Origin of the sequence: Chryseobacterium indologenes (genome assembly GCF_002025665.1) — a bacterium.
Taxonomy (GTDB): domain Bacteria; phylum Bacteroidota; class Bacteroidia; order Flavobacteriales; family Weeksellaceae; genus Chryseobacterium; species Chryseobacterium metallicongregator.
Map to the genome: position 1 here is coordinate 5197939 of NZ_CP018786.1, position 21905 is coordinate 5219843.

At 36.1% G+C, this 21905-nt stretch carries 27 protein-coding genes; 7 read left to right on the forward strand and 20 right to left on the reverse strand.

The features are described from left to right. Positions 1-16 precede the first annotated feature (16 nt). A complete protein-coding gene (locus tag BUE84_RS23515) occupies positions 17-907 on the forward strand; it encodes a ferric siderophore ABC transporter substrate-binding protein (protein ID WP_079243733.1) in 891 nt (296 codons plus the stop codon). A 15-nt stretch (positions 908-922) separates the two neighbouring features. Here BUE84_RS23515 and BUE84_RS23520 read toward each other — a convergent pair whose 3' ends face one another. The 10 genes from BUE84_RS23520 to BUE84_RS23565 all read right to left on the reverse strand — a co-directional run bounded on the left by BUE84_RS23520 (position 923) and on the right by BUE84_RS23565 (position 9029). Beyond that, entirely contained in the window at positions 923-1315 is a 393-nt protein-coding gene (locus tag BUE84_RS23520) for a hypothetical protein (protein ID WP_062672909.1), read from the reverse strand. Between the two features lie 222 nt (positions 1316-1537). Next, the gene (locus tag BUE84_RS24890; RefSeq protein ID WP_238594321.1) at positions 1538-1756 is read right to left on the reverse strand and encodes a four helix bundle protein; all 219 of its coding nucleotides are present in this window, start codon (positions 1754-1756) and stop codon (positions 1538-1540) included. A 54-nt stretch (positions 1757-1810) separates the two neighbouring features. Then, positions 1811-3214 carry a nucleoside recognition domain-containing protein gene (locus BUE84_RS23530; RefSeq protein WP_079243734.1) on the reverse strand — a complete coding sequence of 468 codons (1404 nt, stop codon included), beginning with the start codon at positions 3212-3214 and terminating at the stop codon, positions 1811-1813. Positions 3215-3513: 299 nt separating this feature from the next. Further along, positions 3514-4023 carry a DUF6973 domain-containing protein gene (locus tag BUE84_RS23535; protein WP_079243735.1) on the reverse strand — a complete coding sequence of 170 codons (510 nt, stop codon included), beginning with the start codon at positions 4021-4023 and terminating at the stop codon, positions 3514-3516. 54 nt (positions 4024-4077) lie between these two features. Then, positions 4078-4932 (reverse strand): acetyl-CoA carboxylase, carboxyltransferase subunit beta, encoded by an 855-nt coding sequence (gene accD, locus BUE84_RS23540; RefSeq protein ID WP_047426596.1) that lies wholly within the window; start codon positions 4930-4932, stop codon positions 4078-4080. Positions 4933-5022: 90 nt separating this feature from the next. Next, complete coding sequence (gene fbaA, locus BUE84_RS23545; protein ID WP_079243736.1) at positions 5023-6093, reverse strand: class II fructose-bisphosphate aldolase; 1071 nt, start codon at positions 6091-6093, stop codon at positions 5023-5025. 70 nt (positions 6094-6163) lie between these two features. Continuing rightward, positions 6164-7030, reverse strand: a complete 867-nt coding sequence (locus tag BUE84_RS23550; protein ID WP_034694189.1) for an NAD kinase — start codon at positions 7028-7030, stop codon at positions 6164-6166. Position 7031: 1 nt separating this feature from the next. Further along, positions 7032-7685 (reverse strand): CBS domain-containing protein, encoded by a 654-nt coding sequence (locus tag BUE84_RS23555; protein ID WP_034694191.1) that lies wholly within the window; start codon positions 7683-7685, stop codon positions 7032-7034. 187 nt (positions 7686-7872) lie between these two features. Next, on the reverse strand, positions 7873-8403 hold the full coding sequence (locus tag BUE84_RS23560; RefSeq protein ID WP_079243737.1) for an RNA methyltransferase: 531 nt from the start codon (positions 8401-8403) through the stop codon (positions 7873-7875). A 5-nt stretch (positions 8404-8408) separates the two neighbouring features. Beyond that, positions 8409-9029 carry a toxin-antitoxin system YwqK family antitoxin gene (locus BUE84_RS23565; protein ID WP_079243738.1) on the reverse strand — a complete coding sequence of 207 codons (621 nt, stop codon included), beginning with the start codon at positions 9027-9029 and terminating at the stop codon, positions 8409-8411. A 55-nt stretch (positions 9030-9084) separates the two neighbouring features. Between BUE84_RS23565 and BUE84_RS23570 the strand changes: the two genes are divergently transcribed. Continuing rightward, positions 9085-9684, forward strand: coding sequence for a hypothetical protein (locus BUE84_RS23570; protein WP_238594322.1), 600 nt, complete (start codon positions 9085-9087; stop codon positions 9682-9684). A 12-nt stretch (positions 9685-9696) separates the two neighbouring features. Here the strand turns inward: BUE84_RS23570 and BUE84_RS23575 are convergent, their stop codons facing one another. Then, entirely contained in the window at positions 9697-10575 is an 879-nt protein-coding gene (locus BUE84_RS23575) for a bestrophin family protein (protein ID WP_079243739.1), read from the reverse strand. Positions 10576-10840: 265 nt separating this feature from the next. Here BUE84_RS23575 and BUE84_RS23580 point away from each other — a divergent pair, with 265 nt between their 5' ends. Beyond that, positions 10841-11719, forward strand: a complete 879-nt coding sequence (locus BUE84_RS23580) for a cupin-like domain-containing protein (RefSeq protein ID WP_079243740.1) — start codon at positions 10841-10843, stop codon at positions 11717-11719. A 182-nt stretch (positions 11720-11901) separates the two neighbouring features. Here the strand turns inward: BUE84_RS23580 and BUE84_RS23585 are convergent, their stop codons facing one another. After that, complete coding sequence (locus BUE84_RS23585; protein ID WP_079243741.1) at positions 11902-12432, reverse strand: GNAT family N-acetyltransferase; 531 nt, start codon at positions 12430-12432, stop codon at positions 11902-11904. 126 nt (positions 12433-12558) lie between these two features. Here BUE84_RS23585 and mutS point away from each other — a divergent pair, with 126 nt between their 5' ends. Continuing rightward, on the forward strand, positions 12559-15153 hold the full coding sequence (mutS, locus tag BUE84_RS23590; protein ID WP_079243742.1) for a DNA mismatch repair protein MutS: 2595 nt from the start codon (positions 12559-12561) through the stop codon (positions 15151-15153). 34 nt (positions 15154-15187) lie between these two features. Here the strand turns inward: mutS and BUE84_RS24515 are convergent, their stop codons facing one another. The 4 genes from BUE84_RS24515 to BUE84_RS23595 all read right to left on the reverse strand — a co-directional run bounded on the left by BUE84_RS24515 (position 15188) and on the right by BUE84_RS23595 (position 16817). Continuing rightward, entirely contained in the window at positions 15188-15355 is a 168-nt protein-coding gene (locus BUE84_RS24515; RefSeq protein ID WP_157885766.1) for a hypothetical protein, read from the reverse strand. A 157-nt stretch (positions 15356-15512) separates the two neighbouring features. After that, positions 15513-15668: a hypothetical protein gene (locus BUE84_RS24520; protein ID WP_158521395.1), complete on the reverse strand. Its 156-nt coding sequence runs from the start codon at positions 15666-15668 to the stop codon at positions 15513-15515. 44 nt (positions 15669-15712) lie between these two features. Beyond that, complete coding sequence (locus BUE84_RS24270; protein ID WP_145953324.1) at positions 15713-15874, reverse strand: bacteriocin; 162 nt, start codon at positions 15872-15874, stop codon at positions 15713-15715. Between the two features lie 112 nt (positions 15875-15986). Continuing rightward, positions 15987-16817, reverse strand: a complete 831-nt coding sequence (locus BUE84_RS23595) for a hypothetical protein (RefSeq protein WP_145953325.1) — start codon at positions 16815-16817, stop codon at positions 15987-15989. A 135-nt stretch (positions 16818-16952) separates the two neighbouring features. Here BUE84_RS23595 and BUE84_RS23600 point away from each other — a divergent pair, with 135 nt between their 5' ends. The 3 genes from BUE84_RS23600 to BUE84_RS23610 all read left to right on the forward strand — a co-directional run bounded on the left by BUE84_RS23600 (position 16953) and on the right by BUE84_RS23610 (position 18583). Beyond that, the gene (locus tag BUE84_RS23600) at positions 16953-17441 is read left to right on the forward strand and encodes a TlpA family protein disulfide reductase (protein ID WP_079244031.1); all 489 of its coding nucleotides are present in this window, start codon (positions 16953-16955) and stop codon (positions 17439-17441) included. Positions 17442-17452: 11 nt separating this feature from the next. Next, complete coding sequence (locus tag BUE84_RS23605) at positions 17453-18109, forward strand: thioredoxin family protein (protein WP_079243744.1); 657 nt, start codon at positions 17453-17455, stop codon at positions 18107-18109. Positions 18110-18181: 72 nt separating this feature from the next. Further along, positions 18182-18583: a DUF2809 domain-containing protein gene (locus tag BUE84_RS23610; protein ID WP_079243745.1), complete on the forward strand. Its 402-nt coding sequence runs from the start codon at positions 18182-18184 to the stop codon at positions 18581-18583. 24 nt (positions 18584-18607) lie between these two features. On the opposite strand, the gene BUE84_RS23615 is transcribed toward BUE84_RS23610, so the two are convergent. The 4 genes from BUE84_RS23615 to BUE84_RS23630 are packed head-to-tail and all read right to left on the reverse strand — an operon-like array spanning position 18608 to position 21891. After that, positions 18608-19528 carry a YARHG domain-containing protein gene (locus BUE84_RS23615; protein WP_079243746.1) on the reverse strand — a complete coding sequence of 307 codons (921 nt, stop codon included), beginning with the start codon at positions 19526-19528 and terminating at the stop codon, positions 18608-18610. Further along, entirely contained in the window at positions 19525-20163 is a 639-nt protein-coding gene (locus BUE84_RS23620; RefSeq protein ID WP_079243747.1) for a DUF2306 domain-containing protein, read from the reverse strand. The genes BUE84_RS23615 and BUE84_RS23620 overlap by 4 nt, the downstream gene beginning before the upstream one ends. 5 nt (positions 20164-20168) lie before the next feature. Beyond that, complete coding sequence (locus BUE84_RS23625) at positions 20169-20570, reverse strand: energy transducer TonB (protein WP_079243748.1); 402 nt, start codon at positions 20568-20570, stop codon at positions 20169-20171. 19 nt (positions 20571-20589) lie between these two features. Continuing rightward, positions 20590-21891 carry an alpha/beta fold hydrolase gene (locus tag BUE84_RS23630; protein WP_079243749.1) on the reverse strand — a complete coding sequence of 434 codons (1302 nt, stop codon included), beginning with the start codon at positions 21889-21891 and terminating at the stop codon, positions 20590-20592. Between the last annotated feature and the right edge of the window lie 14 nt (positions 21892-21905).

Here is a 21905-nt window from a genome sequence, read left to right on the forward strand (position 1 = left end):
AGAATTACGTTTTAAGATGAAAAGCTATACAGCAAACAGAAACGAAGAAAATAAAGATAGAGTAAAGAGCGCACTGCTTTCTATTCTCATCTGGGCTGCTATTCTGCTTTTTGTTTTTTTGTATAAATTAAAACCTGAACTGGATAAAGACCCTGAAGTCGTTACTACCATGCTGGTGAACTTTGGTGACAACAGAAACGGAAAAGGGATTGAAGAACCCGCTGAACAGCCTGGAAGTCTTGCCGCTGCAACAGAAGAAGTAACTCCAGAGCCTGCAGAAACTCCCGTTCCGGAAACAAAAACAGTTATAAAACCAGAACCGGTTCCTACTCCCGAACCAAAGAAAACTGAGGTTAAGGAGAAAGTCATTACAGGAAATAATTCAAAAGCTAGTGTTCCTAAAAAAGAGGAATCCAAAAAAGCTGAGAAAAAAGAAGCCACGAGCACGAGTGCTTCAAAAAATACCAAAAAATCAGGGGCAGCTACGGCTAACTCAAAAACGGGAAATGGAGACGGAAAAGGAACTGCAGCTATCGGAAACCTGATCAAAGGAAGAGGAACCAAAGCCGGAAGCCAGGGAACTGGTGAAGGCATTGGAAATGCAGGAGATCCTTTAGGAGGAGATGGAAACGGAGATAGTAAAGTAGGGATCGACAGAAAACTGGTAGGCTATATTCCCGGAACAATGGGAAGAGGAGGTGCACAGCCCTCTCACAGTTGTACAGCAAGCGGATCAATTACTATTGCTTACACCGTAGATAAAGCAGGAAATGTAGTGTCTGCAAGAAGAGCCGGAGGCGTTTCAGATCCTTGTGTAGCCTCTACATCTGTAGCCTGGGTTAAGAAATATGTAAAAGCAGAAAAAGCCAATACTTCTTCTACCGGAACTTATAAAATTACATTCTAAAAATACAAAAGCACTTTATTCAAGTGCTTTTTTTAATTCATTTATTCTGTTGATAATTGGGAGTGCAAAAATACCACTGGTCTGAAGATACAGTTCGTAGAATGTCTTTGCTTTATCCTGAAAATCTTTATTCTGATCATGTCTGCTGTTGAAATAGAATAAATTTCCCAGCATTTCATAATAATCTTTGTGATCTCTTTCCTGTCTTTCATTGACAATGGCGATCATTTCTTCTTTGGTTTTAGAAGCAACTTCTGTAAAGCTCATCTTGAAGATGTCCCTCATCAACGTATCAAAATCCAGTTCTTTCTGCATTAAACTTTCTTCAGGTTTGTCCAGAATCAGTTTTTCTAATGCCTGGGTTAATTGACGAATAAGTCTTAGGGTAAATTCTTTATCTGTAATCATAATAGGGTATTTTGTTGCTAGTTGCTAGTTGCTAGTTGCTAGTTGCTAGTTGCTAGTTGCTAGTTGCTAGTTTGGGGTTAGGTTCTCCAGTTTAACTGCACGTATTTTATAAAGTTATTGATTTTTCCTCCTAAGAGTTTGTATTGTTCTGATTTTTCTTTAAAGTCTGAGTGTAATTCCGGATAAAGTCTGGTTATTTTCGATAGATGACAAATTGTTTCGTCAACTTGCCTGAGAGTAGGTGAGAAACCTAATGAAATCACCTTTGTAACAGTTTCTTCCATATCCCTCTGCAATATTTGTAACAATTGAATCAGCTGATCGTCTCAATTGGCTACCTAGTTCGTATAATTCATAGTTGGGTAGTTTGAGCGATAATTTATGTGTTTCAATAAACAACTCAAAAGCAATATTATAAATATCAAGTTTTTCGTAACTCATTAATACATTTTTAACGGTAAAAAACTAGCAACTACCCAACCAGCAACTGTTTTATTAAGCAAAGAACAAATATGCCAATGCAATTGCTGTAATAACACCTACTAAATCGGCCAGAAGCATAGCAATTACCGTATATCTTGTATTCTTAACGGCAACGGCACCGAAATATACTGCAATTACGTAGAACGTCGTATCTGAGCTTCCCTGAAGTACAGCGGCCAGTTTTCCCTGGAAACTATCAGCCCCGAATGTGGTCATCGTATCCACCATCATTCCTCTGGCTCCTGAACCGGATAAAGGTTTGATTAACGCTGTCGGAAGTCCGTCTACAAATCTTGGATCCATATTGGCAACGTTAGCAACCCATTTCATCCCATCAATGATGACATCAAAAACACCGGAAGTTCTTAATAAAGAAATCGCAATCAACATCCCAACCAGATAAGGAATAATCTTAACACAGGTAGTGAAACCTTCTTTTGCACCTTCAATAAAGGCATCGAAAACGTTGATTTTTTTATAAACGGCTCCTAATACAATCGCAAGGAAGATAAATAGAATTAAACCATTGCTTAGTACTTTACTGAAGTCATCCAGCTCATCTTTACTCAATTGTACAAGGTATAGAACTAATAAAGCAATAATCGCTGAAATTCCTCCTACATAAGCTATAACTACCGGACGAAGAAGATTGATTTTCTGATATAAAGAAACAATAATCATTGCAGCCAGTGTAGCCGCAAAAGTAGCAATCATACACGGTAGGAAAATATCTGTAGGCGTTTTGGATCCCATAGATGCTCTGATTGCAATAATGGAAACCGGAATTAAAGTCATACCTCCGGCATGAAGACACAGAAACATGATCTGTGAATTACTGGCAGTATCTTTATTAGGATTTAAAGTCTGGAGACTTTCCATAGCCTTTAAACCAAAAGGAGTGGCGGCATTATCCAATCCCAATAGATTGGCACTGAAATTCATCAGCATATGCCCAAATGCAGGATGGTTTTTCGGAATTTCCGGAAATAATTTGGAGAAAAAAGGTTGGATCAAACGGCTTAGAAGGTTGATTCCTCCTGCTTTTTCAGCAATACTCATGAACCCCATAAACAGGGTCATAATTCCGATAAGACCAAGACAGATCTTCACTGCAGTTTCTGAAGTTCCGATAACTCCGTCGGCTTCCTGAACACGGTAAACGGTTGCATTCTGTTTTAAAGAATCTGTTTTATAATGAATTCTGCTGTCTGCAAAATCATTTTTTTTCATCAGACTGTCCCGAACAATAGGAGAGAGGCTGTTCATAGGCTGGGAAGCAATCTTCACTGTATCACCTCCTTTTCCCACCACCATATCATTGAAAATGGTTTTGTAGTTACCTGACGAAACGTATTTTATACTGGCAATGGCAATGGCAATGATAATGAAAGCCGACCAAATTCTGCTGAGAACCATCTGATTGATTTAATTGTTTAAACTTATCAAAAATACTTTAAACCACAAAAGTAACTAAAGTCTTTTGTTATTCCGGTATGAAAGAGGGCTAATGATGGTTTGCCAGTTTAATCCAATTTTAACGCAGTGTTCGCAAAGGTTTTATGTAATGAAATATTTTTTCGTTCACGAAGGCGTTAGCACTAAGCAAAGAGAATTTAAATTAGTGAACATAGCCTAATGAAATGCCCTTGCGGACGAAAATATGCATAAAGTTTTATATTTTCCTTGCGATCTTTAGCGTTTAAAATAAAAATAATTTACTCTTCCAGATAAACAAGGTGCCCTTCAAAATCATCATCCAGATTTTTCAGAACTTTAGCATCATCCATTTTTTTGATTAATACATCTACAAAGAAGCTTTTTTCAAAAAACTGACGGTGAATTCCGGGTAAAATTTCCATGAAATAATCCATTCCGATTTTGTTGTTATGGAGATCCATTTTAGTTTCTAAAGGCTCATTGGGGAAGAGTTCTTCATGCATATCTGTTATTCTCTTGCAGAAATCCAGTGCTTTTTTAGGAGAAGAAATTTTACAGCAGTACATCATGATGAAGCAGCACCACAGGGCATGTCTGAAGGCATTTCCGCTTCCATTAGTGGAAGCTGTCTTAGGAAACTTCTTCTGTGCAATGGTAAATGCTTTTATCGTGGCATGAAAACTGAGTAAAGCGAAAAGAGGATGGGGAAGAACAAGTGATAAAAGACGTATAATCTTTTTAAAACTCATACTTCTGATGGTATTGAAAAATATCTTAAAAGTCCTCATAAATAAAAATCTCTCCCTAATTAGAGAGAGATTGTATTGTTTTTGTTACAGAAACTATGCTTTTACAGCTAATAAATTAACTGTTTTGGCAACAGTATCCTGAATTTCAGTTCTTTTTACGATGAAATCTACAAATCCTTTTTCCTGTAAGAATTCTGATGTCTGGAATCCTTCCGGTAAGTCTCTACCGATTGTTTCACGGATTACTCTTGGTCCTGCGAAACCGATCAATGCTCCCGGCTCTGCCATAATGATATCAGCAGTCATTGCAAAAGAAGCGGTAATTCCTCCGAATGTAGGGTCACAAAGGTAAGCGATGTATAAAAGTCCTGCTTCAGAAAGCTGAGCCAATTTAGCCTGAACTTTTGCCAGCTGCATCAAAGAGTAAGTAGCCTCCTGCATTCTTGCTCCTCCGGACTGACAGATAATCATGTATGGAAGTTTGTGTGCAATACAATAGTCTATTGCTCTTCTGATTTTTTCTCCCATTACAGAACCCAAAGATCCACCGATGAAAGCAAAATCCATACAAGAAACTACCATTTCAGTTCCTTTTACAGTTCCTACAGCATTTCTGATAGAATCTGTAAGCTTAGTTTTAGCTTTTACTTCTTTCAAACGATCTTTGTAAGGTTTTGTATCTTTGAAGTTTAAGATATCAATACTTTCAACATTGGCATCCAGTTCGGTAAATTTACCACCGTCAAAAAGGATGTCAAAAAATTCTGCACTTCCTATTCTTACATGAAATCCATCTTCAGGAGAAACATAGTTATTTCTCTTTAGTTCATCATGTTCCACTACTTTTCCGGATGGAGTCTGATGCCAAAGGCCTTTGGGAACGTCCTTTTTCTCATCAGTAGAAGTGGTAATGTTTTTTGCTTTTCTTTTAAACCAGTCGAATGCCATTTTTGTTTGTATTAATGTATAAATGTAAAATGTACCAATGTAAATGCATTTCTTATGAATACTTTTTACATTGGTACAAATTTACAGTTCTTATTTTAAAGTATTTACGTTATTTAAATCTTCAAATGCTTTTACCAATCTTGTAGAGAATGTTTCCTCACCTTTTCTTACCCAAACTCTTGGGTCATAGAACTTTTTGTTAGGTTTTTCTTCTCCTTCAGGGTTTCCGATTTGAGCTCTTAAATACTCAATATTGTTTACCATATAATCTCTCACGCCTTCTGTATATGCAAACTGAAGGTCAGTATCGATGTTCATTTTGATTACTCCATAGTCGATAGCTTCTCTGATCTCCTCTAAAGTAGATCCTGAACCTCCGTGGAATACAAAGTTGATAGGTTTAGCCGCTGTTCCGAATTTTTCCTGAACATATTTCTGAGAATTGTCAAGGATTTTCGGCGTAAGAACTACGTTTCCTGGCTTATAAACTCCATGTACGTTACCGAAAGCAGCAGCGATAGTGAAGTTATCAGAAATAGCTTTTAATTTTTCATAAGTATAAGCGATATCTTCAGGTTGAGTATATAATTTAGAGTTGTCAACATCTGAGTTATCTACACCATCTTCTTCACCCCCTGTTACTCCGATTTCTACTTCCAGAGTCATCTGAAGCTTAGCCATTCTTTCGAAATACTGAGCTGAAATCTCAAGGTTTTCTTCTAAAGATTCTTCAGAAAGGTCCAGCATGTGAGAAGAATAAAGAGATTTTCCTGTCTGCTTGAAGAAATCTTCGTTAGCATCCATTAATCCGTCAATCCAAGGAAGTAATTTCTTTGCACAGTGGTCTGTGTGTAGAATTACCGTTGCTCCGTAAGCTTCAGCAAGAGTATGAATATGTTTTGCTCCAGCGATAGATCCCAGGATAGCAGCTCTTTGTCCGTCATTGTTTAATCCTTTTCCTGCGTTGAATGCGGCTCCACCATTAGAAAACTGGATAATTACAGGAGAGTTCAATTTCGCTGCAGTTTCCATTACAGCATTGACGTTGCTTGATCCAATTACGTTTACTGCAGGTAATGCAAATTTGTTTTCTTTAGCATACTGAAAGATATCAGTAACTAACTGACCTGTGGCAACTCCTGCCGGAAAAATTCTGCTCATGTTTTACTTTTTATTATAAATTTATTAGGTGTTTTAATTTCATGTAAAGGTAATCATTTTTAAGAAATTACTAGTTTCTTTTATCTCGGCCCCAAAGGAGCTTCTGACGGATGGTTTCGTAAAAACTCAAACCGTTGGGCTGCACCAGAAGAAGCTGGAATTTTGCCTTTTTGATAATGATTTCCTTATCGGTTTCTATATGTATCAGTCGGGAATCTAAGGAAAGAGAGTATTGAGGTACACGGCTTTCCACTCTGAATTTTATTTCTACTTTATCATTCACTACTAAAGGTCTCACATTCAGATTGTGAGGAGCGATAGGAGTAATAACAAAATTTTCGTTATTGGGAGAAATAATTGGTCCGCCACAGCTCAGAGAGTAAGCGGTAGAACCGGTAGGTGTTGAAATAATGACACCATCGCCCCAGAATACATTCAGAAACTCATCATTGATATAAGAATCCACGGTAATCATCGATGTCGTTTCTTTTCGGGAGACGGTAACATCGTTTAATGCATAAGGGAAGGCTCCTTCCAGTTTGGGAGAAACTACCTCAATTACGGAACGGCGACTTGTTTTTACATCTCCCTTTAAAATGGAATCCAGTTCTTTAAAGGCTTCTTCTTTTGTGAAAAAGGCTAAAAACCCAAGTCTTCCTGTATTAACTCCTACCACGGGAATTTCAAGATCCTCAATAAAGGTTAAAGAATTTACAATCGTTCCGTCTCCACCAAAAGTGAAAAACAAATCTACTTGTTTATCAAGAAGATCCTGTTTGGAGTTGAAAGTTTCGAATATTTTTGAAAACTGAAGAGCTTCAGCCATTTCATCATACAGAACAGATTTTACACCTCTTGCTTCAAGTTCAGAGATAAACTTGCTTAAATATAAAAAAGTATCAAGATCTTTTTTCTGAGAATATATGGCTGCCTTCATGTTATATTTCTATGAATTTTTGTAAAAAACCATAACGGTCTTTAAACAGATCGGATTTCTCATCAGAATAGTATTTTTCAACAATTCTGTAGTCGTACCGGTCAAATGTAGCATCTATCGAGGCCAGGTTTTCATTACTGATCTTTATTGTGACCTGGACTACCTCTTCAGACATAAAGCTTATAAATCCTCCGTAAAACTTCGAATTGTTACTTTCTACAATATTGGTAATTTCCGTCATTGAATATTTTCTGGCCGGAGTTTCTACGGTAAGAATAGCTCCTGTTTCTGAAAATAAAGGATAACGGGAAAGGTCCTGAAAAACATCTTCACAGGTAATATACCCGAGATATTTTTCATTTTTATTAATCACCGGAATCACATTGGAGCTGAAAGTATAAAACAGACGGATGCTGTCCATAACATTGTTATCCTCCAGAATTGCAAACCGTTCAATCTGGTGTTCCAGGTCCTTTAGTGTTCCCCCATCTTCTTCATACAGAAAATCCATGGCAATGGCTCCGAAGAAGTGATGAGATTTTTTGATGAAAATATGGGAATATCCAAAGTCTTCCAACAGGTTTCTGGCCGACTCTATGGAGTCAGACAGGCTAAAACATGGAAAGTCTTTTGAGATATAGTCCTTGATAAACATTGTGCTAATTTATAAAAAATTAAACGAAACTTTTTCTGAAAAGCCGACTTTTTTTAAGATGAAACAAAAAAAATGCCGTCAAAATTTGTTTGTAAAAAAAAATAAAGTACCTTTGTCGCCTTTCATTTTTACTTTTTATTAGATTTATTTCAAACTGCACTGTCTATTAAGGACATATGCAGTTTTTTTATTTTAATGCTTTTGCAAATTCCCACATCACAATTCCGGCGCACACACTTACATTAAGAGAATGTTTCGTCCCAAGCTGTGGAATTTCTAAAAACACATCAATATTGGGAAGTACTTCATCGCTGATTCCTTCTACTTCATTTCCTAAAATCAATGCATATTTTTTTGATCTGTCAATGGTGAAATCAGTGATTAGCTGGCTTCCGGTAGTCTGCTCAATCCCGATGATTTCGTATCCTTTGCTTTTCAGGTCTGCAATAGCTGTATTTGTTTCTGCTTCATGAGACCAGTCTACACTTTCCGTTGCCCCCAATGCCGCTTTATGAATCTCACGATGAGGTGGCTGTGGAGTGATTCCGCAAAGAATAATTTTTTCAATTAAAAAGGCATCCGCCGTTCTGAAGGCTGCACCTACATTGTGCATGCTTCTGATATTATCTAAAATGATGACCAACGGAATTTTTTCAACCTTCTTAAATGTTTCTACATCTATTCTGTTTAGTTCTTCCAGTTTTAGTTTCTGTACCAATTGTATTATTTTGTTGAGATTAATTTTCCGTCTTTATAGACCTCTGTTTTTTCTATGCTTCCGTCTTCACGGTAATGAACTCTGTTGCCGTTTCTTTTATCATTGGCAAGCTCTGTTTCACGCTGTAATTTTCCTGATGGATAAAACACTTTCCATTTCCCGGTAGCAAGCCCGTTATCGTATTGGCCGATATCTTTTATTGATTTTCCGTCTTCATGGAAGGTTTTGCTTTCTCCTTGTAATTTATTGAATTTATAATTAGAAATTTCAACTATTTTACCTACAGGAGAATAGAACGTGGCAGTAAGACTATTATCATAAATGTTCTTTTCTCCGTTTCTGAAAGCTTCTTTGGAAGTCAGCACTCCGGTCTTATCGAAATAGGACCATTCTTTTACTTTGTATCCTTTTTTATATTCTCCTTTTGACTGCACTTTTCCGTTATCGTGATAAAAAACAGCATCACCATCCAGTTTCCCTTTTTTCCATTCTACCATATTTTTTACCTGGCCGTTGTCATAAAATTCTTTGCATGAGCCTTCCTGCAGCCCATCCTTATATCCACAAGGTTTCTGTGCTGTGATTAGAACAGAAGTGGAAAAAAACAATAGAAACATGTACTTCATAGCTATTTTTATTTCAAAAATAGTAAAATACTTATATTTGACTCAAAAATATACTATGAAAAAATTATTCACTTTATTCATATTAATATGGGGATTTATGTACCTGGGTGCACAAAACACGTATTATCCGCAAGCTTTTTTTGATAAAAAACTGGCGAGAGATATGCTTGGATTCGGGAATTCTACCATTGAAGGAGTAGCTTCCACAAAACAAAAAAATAACTGGGGCATCAAGCCATTGCTTGGAGAAAAACATTATGCTCCCAAAGGAACCGTTGTTATGCTTTTTCCTGTTACACCTTATTTTGAGGAATTTTATAACATGAGAAAGAAATATGAAAATAAAAAAACAACAGTATATATGTCTGAAGAAGCCTTTAAATACAGAGTGGAAGCTCTAACAGATGATCACGGGAGGTTTAAATTTGAAAAATTAAAACCCGGGAAATATTACCTTGAAACCATCGTCAATTTTACAGCGACGGCAAGCTATCAGCAGCAAACCGGAACTTCAAATGCTTATAACGGATATGGAGCCTATTTGTATTCAACACCCATATACAGTACATTTTTCTACGGATATTCTGCAGCCAACAGGGAAAGCAAATTTGTGGAAATAAAACAGGATGGTGAACTGAAAGAAATCAAGCTTTAAAAGCTTGATTTTTTATTTTCTACTCATAATCTGATGCACATTCTTCTCAATATTCTGAGCTAAAGTCTCCATTGGAATATCATTTTCGTCATTATTAAAAGGATCTTCAATTTCTTCCGCAATAAGCTCCAGGCTCATCAGAACATAATATACAAAAACCGTCAGAGGAATCATAAAAAGACCTATCGTAATAACGTATGCAATAGGTAAAGCAAAAACATACAGAATGATGAATTTCTTGATAAAAGAAGAATAAGAATAAGGAATCGGAGTGTTTTTGATTCTTTCACAACCTCCACATACATCCAGAAATCCTGAAAGTTGTGTATCTAAGTACAGCATTTCAACTTCTGAAATTTTTCCTTCTTTTTTTAACTGGTTCAATTTATGACTCAGCAGAATCACTATTTCGCTTGGTCCATGATTTTTCAAAGAATTTTCAATTTCAGAATAATCTTCATCCAAAGCCAGCCTTGTGGATTCCTTGGAAAGGTGTTTGGCTAAAAAGTGAGGAAAGTATTTTAAATATCTTGCAATCTGCTCAGCATCCTGACGATTATCACCAAGAATAGTATTGATTTTTATGGCAAAGTTTCTGGTGTCGTTGACTAGTTTTCCCCAAAGTTTTCTGCCTTCCCACCATCTGTCATAAGCCGTATTGGTTCTGAAAACCAGTAAAAGAGAAAGTACAAATCCGAGTAGAGAATGAATCATACCTACATTGCTCACTCCTGATTTTGTGGTAAGATGCAAATATTCAACTTCCAGATACTGAATTCCCCAGGAATATAATCCTACAAGAATCATACTCGGAAAAAGAATTTTTAAGGTATCACTTTTGTGTAAACTGAAAAGGATTTTAATGAAATGTTTGGTATTGTAGACTCTCATAAATTCACTTATTACTACAAATATAAATTTTTCATGTGAGCTCTGCTAATTAAGTAAGGAAGTCTGAAGCTGGGAGCGGGAAGTTATTGACGCTGAATAAGAGCTCTAAGTTTTTCATAAAAATCTTTTTATAGAATGATGTATAGACATTTGCAAGACAAATCTTAACTTCTAGCATCCCTCTTCCAGCTTCCAGCCATTTTAATCTTAATTTTCTCAGGTTTCAAAAAAACACTATTTTTAGTTCGCATTAAATACAAAATACATGATCCTCGAAAACGTAGATATTGTAAATGATATCAGTAAAGAAGATTTTCAGAAAAATTATTTTAAAAAGCAGAAACCTCTTTTGATTAAGAATTTTGCCAGCCGATGGGACGCTTTTGACAAATGGAATCTTGCCTATATCAAAGAAAAAGCAGGAGATCAGGAAGTTCCGTTATATGACAATAAACCGGCTGATGCTGCGAAAAGTTCCGATGCTCCGGTTACCCATATGAAAATGAAGGAGTATATTGATACGATAAAAAGCAAACCTTCAGATCTGCGAATCTTTTTCTATATCATCACAGACAGGCTTCCTGAGCTGCTGAAAAACTTTACCTATCCGGATCTTGGAATAAAGTTTTTTAAAAGACTTCCGACTTTATTTTTCGGAGGAAGTGAAGCCCATGTTTTAATGCATTATGATGTTGATCTTGGGGATTTTATGCATATCCATTTTGAAGGAAAGAAAAGAATCCTGTTGTTTGATCAGAAACAGTCTCCGTTTTTATATAAAGTCCCTTTATCCGTTCATACCATTTATGATGTGGATTATGAAAATCCGGATTATGAAAAGTTTCCGGCGCTGAAATATGCAAAAGGATATGAAATATTTATGGAACATGGCGATGCACTCTTTATTCCGGGTGCTTTCTGGCATTTCAACAGATATCTGGAGCCTGGTTTTTCACTTTCACTACGGGCACTTCCCAATAAGCCGAATGTTTTTGCCAATATGCTGTATCATGTTTTCATTATGAGGTACACAGATAAACTTATGCGAAAAATTTTCAAGGCCAAATGGGTGAGTTATAAACAGAAATGGGCTTATAAAAAGAGTTCGGAAGCACTGGGAAAACACATGAAGTCCGGACAATAGGCTGTATACCTTAGATTATTTTAACGCAAGGAACGCAAATTTTATTTGCTGATAAGGGTTCGCAAAGGCGTTTCACTCAGCGAAGAAAATTCGTCAATTGCTAAATGAAATACCTTTGCGAACGAAAATAAGAAGCATCAATATCAATTTTCTTTGCTTTTTAGCGTTAGATTTAGATCAGTTTATTTATTGATAAGCCCGAAGATGGTTGCATCTACGAATTTTCCTTTTTCAAAAAAATAATCTTTCAACGTTCCTTCTTTGCTGAAATTTAAAGAAGTCAACAGCCTTTCGGAAGAAATATTGGATGGATCTATGAAAGCATCCACACGGTGAAGCCTCATCGTTTCAAATCCATAGGTTAAAATAGGAAGAATGGCCTCTTTCATATAGGATTGTTGCCAGAATTTGGGATTGAGCTCATAACCGACCTCTGCTCTGAAATGTTCTCTGTACCAGTTGTGATAGCCACAGGTACCAATAACTTTTCCGGTGGATTTCAGTTCCAGAGCCCATCTGAAGCCTTTTCCTTTTTCAAATTCACTGTTAAAATGCTGGATGATGCGGCGGGAGTCGTCTTCCGTCTTGAAGGTATCCAGATCATAATATTCCATAACTTCATCTAAAGAAAAGTATTCAAAAAGATCTTGGGTATCATTAAAAGTAAGCTGACGCAAAATAAGCCTTTCAGTTTCTAAAACAGGAAATTCCATGAATAATGTGATTTGATGGCTGAAAAATACGATTAATTACTGATAAAGAAAAGTATAGAAGATTAACCCCTAAACAATTCTCTTACCCTGAATTTATTTTTTTAAATTTGGGGCTCATTTTTTACTATGGCAAAAGCAGCGAAGAAAGAAACCCCGTTAATGACGCAGTACAATACCATCAAGGCGAAATACCCTGATGCTCTATTATTGTTCAGGGTTGGGGATTTTTATGAAACTTTTGGTCAGGATGCTGTCAGAACTTCTCAGATTCTGGGTATTGTGCTTACCAAAAGAGCCAATGGTGAGGGGCATATAGAACTTGCTGGGTTTCCACATCATTCTGTAGATTCTTATCTTCCAAAACTGGTAAGAGCAGGAATGAGGGTTGCGATCTGTGATCAGTTGGAAGATCCGAAAATGGTGAAAGGGATTGTAAAACGTGGTGTTACTGAGTTGGTTACGCCTGGTGTTACCTTTAATGATCAGGTTTTGAATTCCAAAAAGAATAACTTCCTGCTTTCATTACACAAAGAAAAAGAGAAATACGGAATTGCCTTAGTGGATATTTCTACCGGAGAGTTTCTGGTAAGTGAAGGAAACCTGGAAAAGCTTTTACACATCATCAATACCTTTGATCCGAGTGAGATTATTTTCCAGAGAAGCACACAGATTCCGGAACAGATCAAAAATAAAAATGCCTTTAAGCTTGAAGACTGGGCTTTCCAATATAATTTTGCCTACGAAAAACTCACAAATCATTTCAAAACCAATTCTTTGAAGGGATTTGGAATAGAAAACCTTCCATTGGCGATTACAGCAGCGGGAGCTATTTTTGCGTATCTGGTAGAAGATACCCATCATAATCTGCTTGCCCATATTACAAAGCTTCAGATCATTCCTCAGGAAGATTATCTGATGATGGATAATTTTACCCTTAGAAACCTGGAAATTGTTTATCCAAGCAATCCACAGGGGAAATCACTGTTGGATATCATTGATAAAACATCTACTCCGATGGGAGGAAGATTATTGAGAAGAAGAATTATCCTTCCTTTAAAATCGGTAGATGAGATCATGAGAAGATTATCTCTGATTGATTTCTTAAACGAAAATGATGCGCTGAAATATGAAATCTGTCAGCTTCTGAAATCCATTTCTGATCTTGACCGATTAATGGGAAAACTGGCTGCAGAGAAAATTTCACCTAAAGAACTTGGATATTTACGCCAGAGTTTAATTAATATTCATAAAATCAAAGCTTTATTGCATCCTCATGCAGATGTGTTGGCGTGGTTAGAGCCTTTATTTGATCTTGAAGAGTTGATTAAATTTCTGCAGAACCATCTTAATGAAGAGCTTCCGGTAAGTATTGCGAAAGGGAATATCATTAAAGAAGGGGTTTCTGAAGAGTTGGACAGACTGAGACATCTTCAGAGTAAAGGAAGAGGTTTCCTGGATGAAATGTGTCAGAGAGAGATTGAAAGAACAGGGATTACCAGTCTTAAAATTGATTTTAACAATGTTTTCGGATACTATATTGAAGTCCGAAATACCCATAAAGATAAAGTTCCGGATGACTGGGTAAGAAAGCAAACCTTAGTGAATGCTGAAAGATATATTACCGAAGAACTGAAAGAATATGAAAACCAGATCCTTGGTGCTGAAGAAAAAATAGGTGTCCTGGAAACATCACTGTACAGAAATGTATGTGGGGAAACGATGATTTATATAGATCAGATTCAGGGAAATTCCAATATTATTGCCCAACTTGATGTGGCTGCGGGATTATCTGAACTGGCTGTTTCTGAGAGTTATACAAAGCCTGTTTTGAATGACGGCTATACCATTGATTTAAAAGAAGCCAGACACCCGATTATTGAAAATGCGCTTCCGCTAGGAGAAAAATATATTCCGAATGATATCTTCCTGGATAAGGATTCCCAGCAGATTATCATGGTAACAGGACCCAACATGGCCGGTAAATCGGCAATCCTGCGTCAGACGGCTATTGTATGTCTTTTGGCTCAAATTGGAAGTTTTGTACCTGCAAAACATGCTGAAATCGGATTGCTGGATAAGATTTTTACAAGGGTAGGAGCTACCGATAATATTTCTGCAGGAGAATCTACTTTCATGGTAGAGATGAATGAGGCAGCCAATATTTTGAACAATATTTCAGAACGAAGCCTTATTTTATTAGATGAAATCGGGCGTGGAACTTCTACGTATGACGGGGTTTCTATTGCATGGGCTATTGCAGAATATCTTCATCAGCATCCTACACAAGCGAAGACGTTATTTGCAACGCATTATCATGAGCTGAATGAAATGACGGTCAATTTCGAAAGGGTGAAAAACTTCCATGTTTCTATTCAGGAAAACAAAGGGAATATTATTTTCCTGAGAAAACTGGTTCCGGGAGGAAGTGAACACAGTTTTGGTATCCACGTTGCAAAACTGGCCGGAATGCCTGCCAAAGTGGTCAACAGAGCGAATGAGATTCTTAAAACTCTTGAAGCAAGCAGAACGCAGGGAAGCGGAAGTACTTCTGAGAGTATTAAAAGAGTCACAGAAGAAAACATGCAGCTTTCATTTTTCCAGCTGGATGATCCAGTCCTGGAGAATATCCGTGAAGAATTGACGAAAATAGATATCAATACATTGACACCAATTGAAGCTTTAATGAAATTGAACTCGATAAAAAAAATGATTGGAGGGTAATCCAATCATTTTTTTTACTATTATTCTATATTAATTAGCAGCAGAATCCATCCTGCATCCCCGGAACACCATATCGTTCTTCTCCGGTATGAGGATCTGTACAGCTTATTACTCTTGGGCATACAGGTCTGTTTGCTCCACCGCTGATCTCTTTCAGCTCAATTTTACTCAATTTTCTTTTCTGATTTTTTAAATTTTTCATAATAATTTTAATTTGGTAAAAGCTAATTTACAAGATATTTTATTATGTTCAAAATATTGTGAGTCAAATTGTTAACTTTTTTAGAAGAGAATCTGTTTTATAAAAAAAGATTGAGGGCGGCCTCAATCCTTATTTATCTAACAAAGTGTATGGGATCCTAACAGCAATAGCCGTTTTTGTCACCAGCTCCAAGCTGCCATTCTTCAAATTCTCCTCTGCGGCAGAATCCGTCCCAGCATACTCTGCCATTTCCTGTAATTTCTTTTAACTCACTTTTTGTCAGTTTTCTTTTTTGAATATTTGATTTTTTCATGATGATTTGTTTTGGTTATTGTTTTTAGTTTTAAGTGTGTTGGATTAGCAGCAAAATCCGGTGCTGTCTAAAGGTCCTATAGTATATTCATCATCTGTTCCTCTTACCCTGCAAAGACCTTCCCAGCATATCCCAGGTCCATTTCCTCCTGTGATATTTTTCAATGCTTTTTTAGTCAGTTTTTTCTGATGGTTTAATTTTTTCATGGTATTTTTAGTTTGATTCAACTCAAATATATAAAAATCATCTATATAATTCTATTACTTGTGAAAAAATTAACATGTCTGTAAAAAAAAGAGCCTCAGCGGCTCTTTTGTATTATAAATGATTGTATTCGTAAGTATTAACGTCTGTGGAACCTGTAGTTGTGGTCCCGTTTTTATCATAATAGCTTCGGATTTCTTTGGTAGGATAACCGCTGGAATTATATTCGAAATTAGATTTGAATATGGTCCATTCAGTTCCAGTTCCGTTATTATAGCTGATGATGTGGTTGTAGCTTAATGTATTGTGGGCAGATCCACTTTCATCTTCATTATCAATAATTTTTAAATACCCTGTTATATTTTTTAAAGGAGCATTTTTGGAGTCATATACTACTGTTTTTAAGGTAGAGGATGCAGTCTCAGTAGTATTATTCTGAGTTCTTGAAAGAGTACCAGTCCAGCTGCTCATCGAACCATCAGCATTCAAAATTGCATTTCTGGTTTCACTTCTTGTTGATGATGAAGTAGTGGCTGTATATACAATTTTTACATTGTTATTGGCCTGATAGGTATAGTTGGACTCTGAATTCCAAGCTCCTCCGAAATCAGTTCCTGAGATTGTTTTTTTGATGAGCCTGTTATTGCTGTCATAAGTAAATTTAGTATTAAGAGAAGTGTTTGAACCGTTCACTACAGATTGTGTTATCAGATCACCTGAATAGAGAAATGTAGTTACGCTTCCTTCTGTGATATTCTTGATCTGAGAAATTTTTGATCCGTTATAGGTAAACGTTAAAACATCTCCATCCATAGTCATTTTGGTTACCAAAACTGGATCATTGTTGTTATTGTTTCCGTTATTACCTGTTGAAGTATCATCGTCATTGCTGCTTGTGCATGATGCCAAAAAGAAAATTGGCAGAAGTAAATAAGTTTTTTTCATGGTTTTCATTTAAGGCTGTAAAAATATCAAAAAAATGAATCAGTGACCAAAAAAATGTTTATTTGTAAAAGATTTACAGAATTGATGAATTTTATTTTTGTATATTGTTGGATTGTAGTTGTTTATATCTTGATAATGAAAAATATAATAAAAATATTAACACTGTTTTTATTCTGTACGGTTTTTAAAGCCCAACAAACAAGTGTTTCTGTACTAAAATATGAAGATCTGGAGAAGAGAATTCAACAGGAAAAAGATAAATTGCTTGTGGTCAACTTCTGGTCTACAACCTGTGGTCCGTGTGTAAAAGAGCTGCCACATTTTATGGATGTTAATGCAAAATATACAGATAATCAGAAGTATAAGATGATTTTGGTTTCACTGGACAGATTGGCTGATAAAGAAAGAGTCCTGAAATTCATTAAAAATAAAAATCTAACCGCTGAAGTACTTTTGTTAGATGATATCAAAAGGATGAACACCTGGATTCCAAGATTTGAAAAAGACTGGGACGGAAATATTCCGGTAACGTTATTCTACAAAAACGGATTAAAAATCCATTTCAATGACGGTGAAATGAGCAAAGAAGATCTGGAAAAAACAATTAAAGAAAACCTCCAATAAATAATTAAATTATGAAAAACCTGAAAATTTTAATGACCGCATGCATCGTTGGGCTGGGATTACTAAGCTTTACAGCGAAAGATCATGATGGAAATATTAGTCAGAAAATGAATGTTTCATCTGTAAAAGGCTATGAAATAGGAGACGAAGCCGCCGATTTTAAGCTTAAAAATATTGACGGGAAAATGGTTTCCCTAAGTGATTTTAAAAGCGCAAAGGGATTCATTGTAGTATTTACCTGTAATCATTGTCCTTATGCAAAAAAATATGAGGACAGAATCATTGAGCTGGATAAAAAATATAAGGCTCAGGGCTATCCGGTCATTGCCATTAATCCTAATGATCCGAATGTACAGCCGGAAGATGGCTATCAGCAAATGATTGAAAGAGCAAAGCAGAAAGGATTTACTTTTCCTTATCTGGTAGATGAAGGGCAAAAAATTTATCCGCAGTACGGAGCAACAAAAACACCACATGTTTTTGTACTGAAAAAAGAAAACGGAAAGAATGTTGTAAAGTACATTGGTGCTATCGACAACAATTATGATAATCCGAATGATGTCTCAGAATATTATGCTCAGGATGCCGTAAATGCTCTGATCAAAGGTGAACCGGTGAAAATGACAAAAACAGTAGCCATTGGATGTACAATCAAAGTAAAGAAATAATATATTTGCCTGTATAAAATAAGATCGGTGTTCTTAGAATACCGTTTTTTTATGCCTTAAACTCAATTTGAAATGAAATTCCAGTTCAGCCTGAAGTATCTGCTTCTCACCGTATTTGTTTTTCTTGTAGAAGTATTGATTGCCACCAAACTAAGTGATATTTTCTTCGTGAGAGCTTATCTTGGGGATGTGATTGTGGTAATGCTTCTTTACACGTTTGTAAAGAGCTTTGTAAAAATAAATGATCAGAAACTTATTCTGGGAATTCTGATTTTTTCATTGATGATAGAATTTGCACAGTATTTCAATATTGCAGAAAAACTAGGCTTCCGTCCTGGAAGCCTGATGTATATTGTTATTGGAAATTCTTTCTCATGGATAGATAATCTTTGCTATGCGGTAGGCTGCCTGATTCTCTATCTTATCGTAAGAATGACAAACAGTGATGGCTTAACCTCAACCCCTAATCCCTAACTCCTGCTACCTAAAACCTTTTCTCTATCTTCCAAAACTGTCATACTTATCCTCCGCATATTTGGTAAAACGGTTCAGTAAAGCCACATTTTCCTTTTCCATAGGCGAAAGATCATTGTCTACATTGCTGGAAACAGGAATATACCAGTCTGTTTGTTCAAAGAAATTTCTGTAGGTTTCTTTTTTAAAGGAATAACCATGTCTTGCAAATACAGAGTTTTTGATGATCTCAAGATCCAGCTTTCTTAAGTTTTTAAGATCCTTTTCTGACAGTTTCTGTTTGGAAGCATTCAGTTTGAAAATTGCTTCAGATGCTATACGGTTTTTAGAGGTTTTATAGCTTTCTGTTTTTCCGGTTTCTTCATCGGTGTATTTTTCAGTAAACTCTTTTGGGTTTGACCAGTCTACCAGATCAGAATCCTTATCCAGCATAAAATTCGGGTTATAAACGAACTCTTTTTTAGTCAGTTTAAGCATTTTTGAAGGAGCTTTAACGCTTGTTTTATCAAAAGCATTCCACTTTCCGGTTAAGCTGTCTCCTTTTAATTTTACTTCAAATCTTCCATCTGTTTTATCATTGCCGGGTTCGTCCAATACAAAAGATGCCGTAGATTCATTAAAAACACCTCTGAACGGCCGCTGATTTCCATTAACGATACTTTGTCCGTAAACGCTGTCTTTGGTGATTCTGTTGATTTTTAAAGAAATTCTTTTATAGTTACTGACATCATATTCAGAGCCATCTGTCTGGTCAACTACCTTTTCCATTCCGGCAAATTCCCCGGTATAAATTCCGTAATATTCCTGGTGGACTTCAGGGATTACCACAGAGTCCTTTTTTGCGGTCAGAGAATCTTTTCCTGATTCGGTAGTCTTTCCTTCTTTTTTGCAGCTTAACAGAGCAACTGTCAGCAAGGAAATCAGTGTGTAATTTACAATTTTCATAGATGTTTTTTTGTGATTAAATATTCAATAATAAGGATGTTGGGAATCCAGCCCAGCCATGCAATGATCTGATAGACCTCCATAGGATTGGGATGAAATAAATATACAATAATTACCTTCCACATTCTCAGGGTAATAGCAGATAAAGTAAAAGCAAAACTCCGCCACATCCATTGCTTGTGTTCTTTAAACCTTTTCTGTCTTGCCAGCTGATAGGCTTTCAACGTTGAAAACCACCATAAAAAGCCTAAAATAATAAAAGAAATCTTCGATAAAATGCCTCCATTGGCAAAAAGTCCCATATAAATTCCTGAAGGTGCCGCACAGATCAGGATGAGAAAAATATAGATTTTTCCCATGTTCCTGTGGAAATTTTTGAATCCAAAATCCTTTCTGAGCAAAGCAAGAAAACCCGAAAGAAGTACAAAAATGCTTGTATAAACATGGGTATAGAAAAACGGAAGATATTCCGGCCTTTCTGTTACTTCTGTCTGTTTGATCATCAGAAAGCTCACCTCAGGATTAAAAGGAATATATTCTAAGGTAATCTTTAGCATCAGCCAAAAGAAATATGCAAATCCAAGAACTAAAAGGATTTTAAAGAAAACTGCAGTATTTCTTTTGACTGATAGCATTTTAATTATTCAAAATTAACAATGAAGGGGAGGTTATATGGAACTGATACAGGTTTTCCATCAAGTTCCCCAGGAACCCATTTTGTTTTCATAGATTTCAATACTCTTTCGACTTCCTTATTAAGATCTTTATTATTTCCCGTTATAACGATTTTTTCTATTTCTCCTTGAGTATTAATAATGAATTGTGCATTGGACCGTACTTTTTCATTTTTAGAATTTCTTATCTTATTTGTTTTAATTTCCTTGGTAACATCATTTATAAACATAGAGATTCCACCCGGATATTGTGCAGGTTTACGTTCTGTAGTTTTTTCTTTAAAAATGCCATGGTCGGGAAGAGTATATTTCTGAGAAAATGCGAGTCCAAATCCAAGGCACAAAGTGAAGGTTACTATTTTTTTCATGGTTTATTTTGTATTCAGATTATTTATTTTCAAAGAAATCAATGACTAATTCATTGAATAACTCCGGTTTTTCTTCGGGAACATAATGATTGGCATTGGGGATAATAGCTAATTGTCCCTTTGGGATAGATTCTGCGATTTTTACCGTATGTTCTGTTTTTATAAGATCATTATCACCAGCAATAATCAATGATGGGCACTGAATTTTATTCAGGTCTTCATACTTCCATTGGGGATACTTCAAATCCAGATTCAAAAGATCAATAAAGATATCATTTTTGTGGTCTTTATTCTCTTTAATAAGGTTCACGAGCATTTCTTTCATGGATTTTAAATCATTATCTTTGACTCCTTCCGGAAAAATATTGGCTCCTGAGCATGCTATTTTGTCTACCATCTCCGGATATTTCATTGCCATAGAAAGTGCGAGAATTCCTCCGTCACTCCAACCCAAAATCTTTGTTTTTTTGATGTTCAGCTTCTCTAAAAACTGCTTAAGATCCTCTGTCTGAATATCAAAAGTAAGTTCTTTCGTTTTGTCATACGTAGATCTTCCCCGTTCACGGCAATCGACAATGATCACCTTATATTTTTTGGCAAATGTATCTTTTTGGTTCATAAAAGCACTGATGGATTGGCCATTGCCATGAAGCATAAGAACCGGCTCACCTTCTCCATAGACTTCATAGTATAATTTGATGCCGTTAACATCCATAAATTTTCCTTCCGGCATTGCTCCGATAATACCACGACCTTTGATCAACAATGATTTTCTGCCACTGAATGGTTTGTAATCTGAAGTTTCAATTGTAAAATGTTTTACGTGCTTTATTTTCTGAGAACGGATTCCTTCAAACCAACCATTCGAAGAGGCAATATCTTTTTCAAAACCTGAGTTTTCCAGTGGAACTTCAGTCCATTTTTTTGATTTTCCATCATTGACTTCCAACTTAAAATCGTCAAAATAAAAATCCCCGTTGCTTTGTGCAAAAGCTCCGATATTCATGGTCTTCGCAGAAGGATTGATGGTTCCTTTTATTTCGTAGGTTTTCCATTCATGGGTTACTTGGATTCCATAATATTGATTTTCAAAGAAACTGGTAGATTCATCTTTGTTATCTATTCTGCACCATAACCCACAATTGGAACCATTATCCTCATTATCTTTTCTGATTTTTGCCGTTATACGGAAGTTCCAATTCTGTTTATGCTCTATATTGACAGCTTGCGTGAATGAAGTCCAGTCAGAGACGATCGTTTTTTCCTGGCTGTATCCTAAAAAGAAGCAGAGTATAAGAAAGAACCCGAATTGTTTTTTCATGTGTTTAGTTTTTA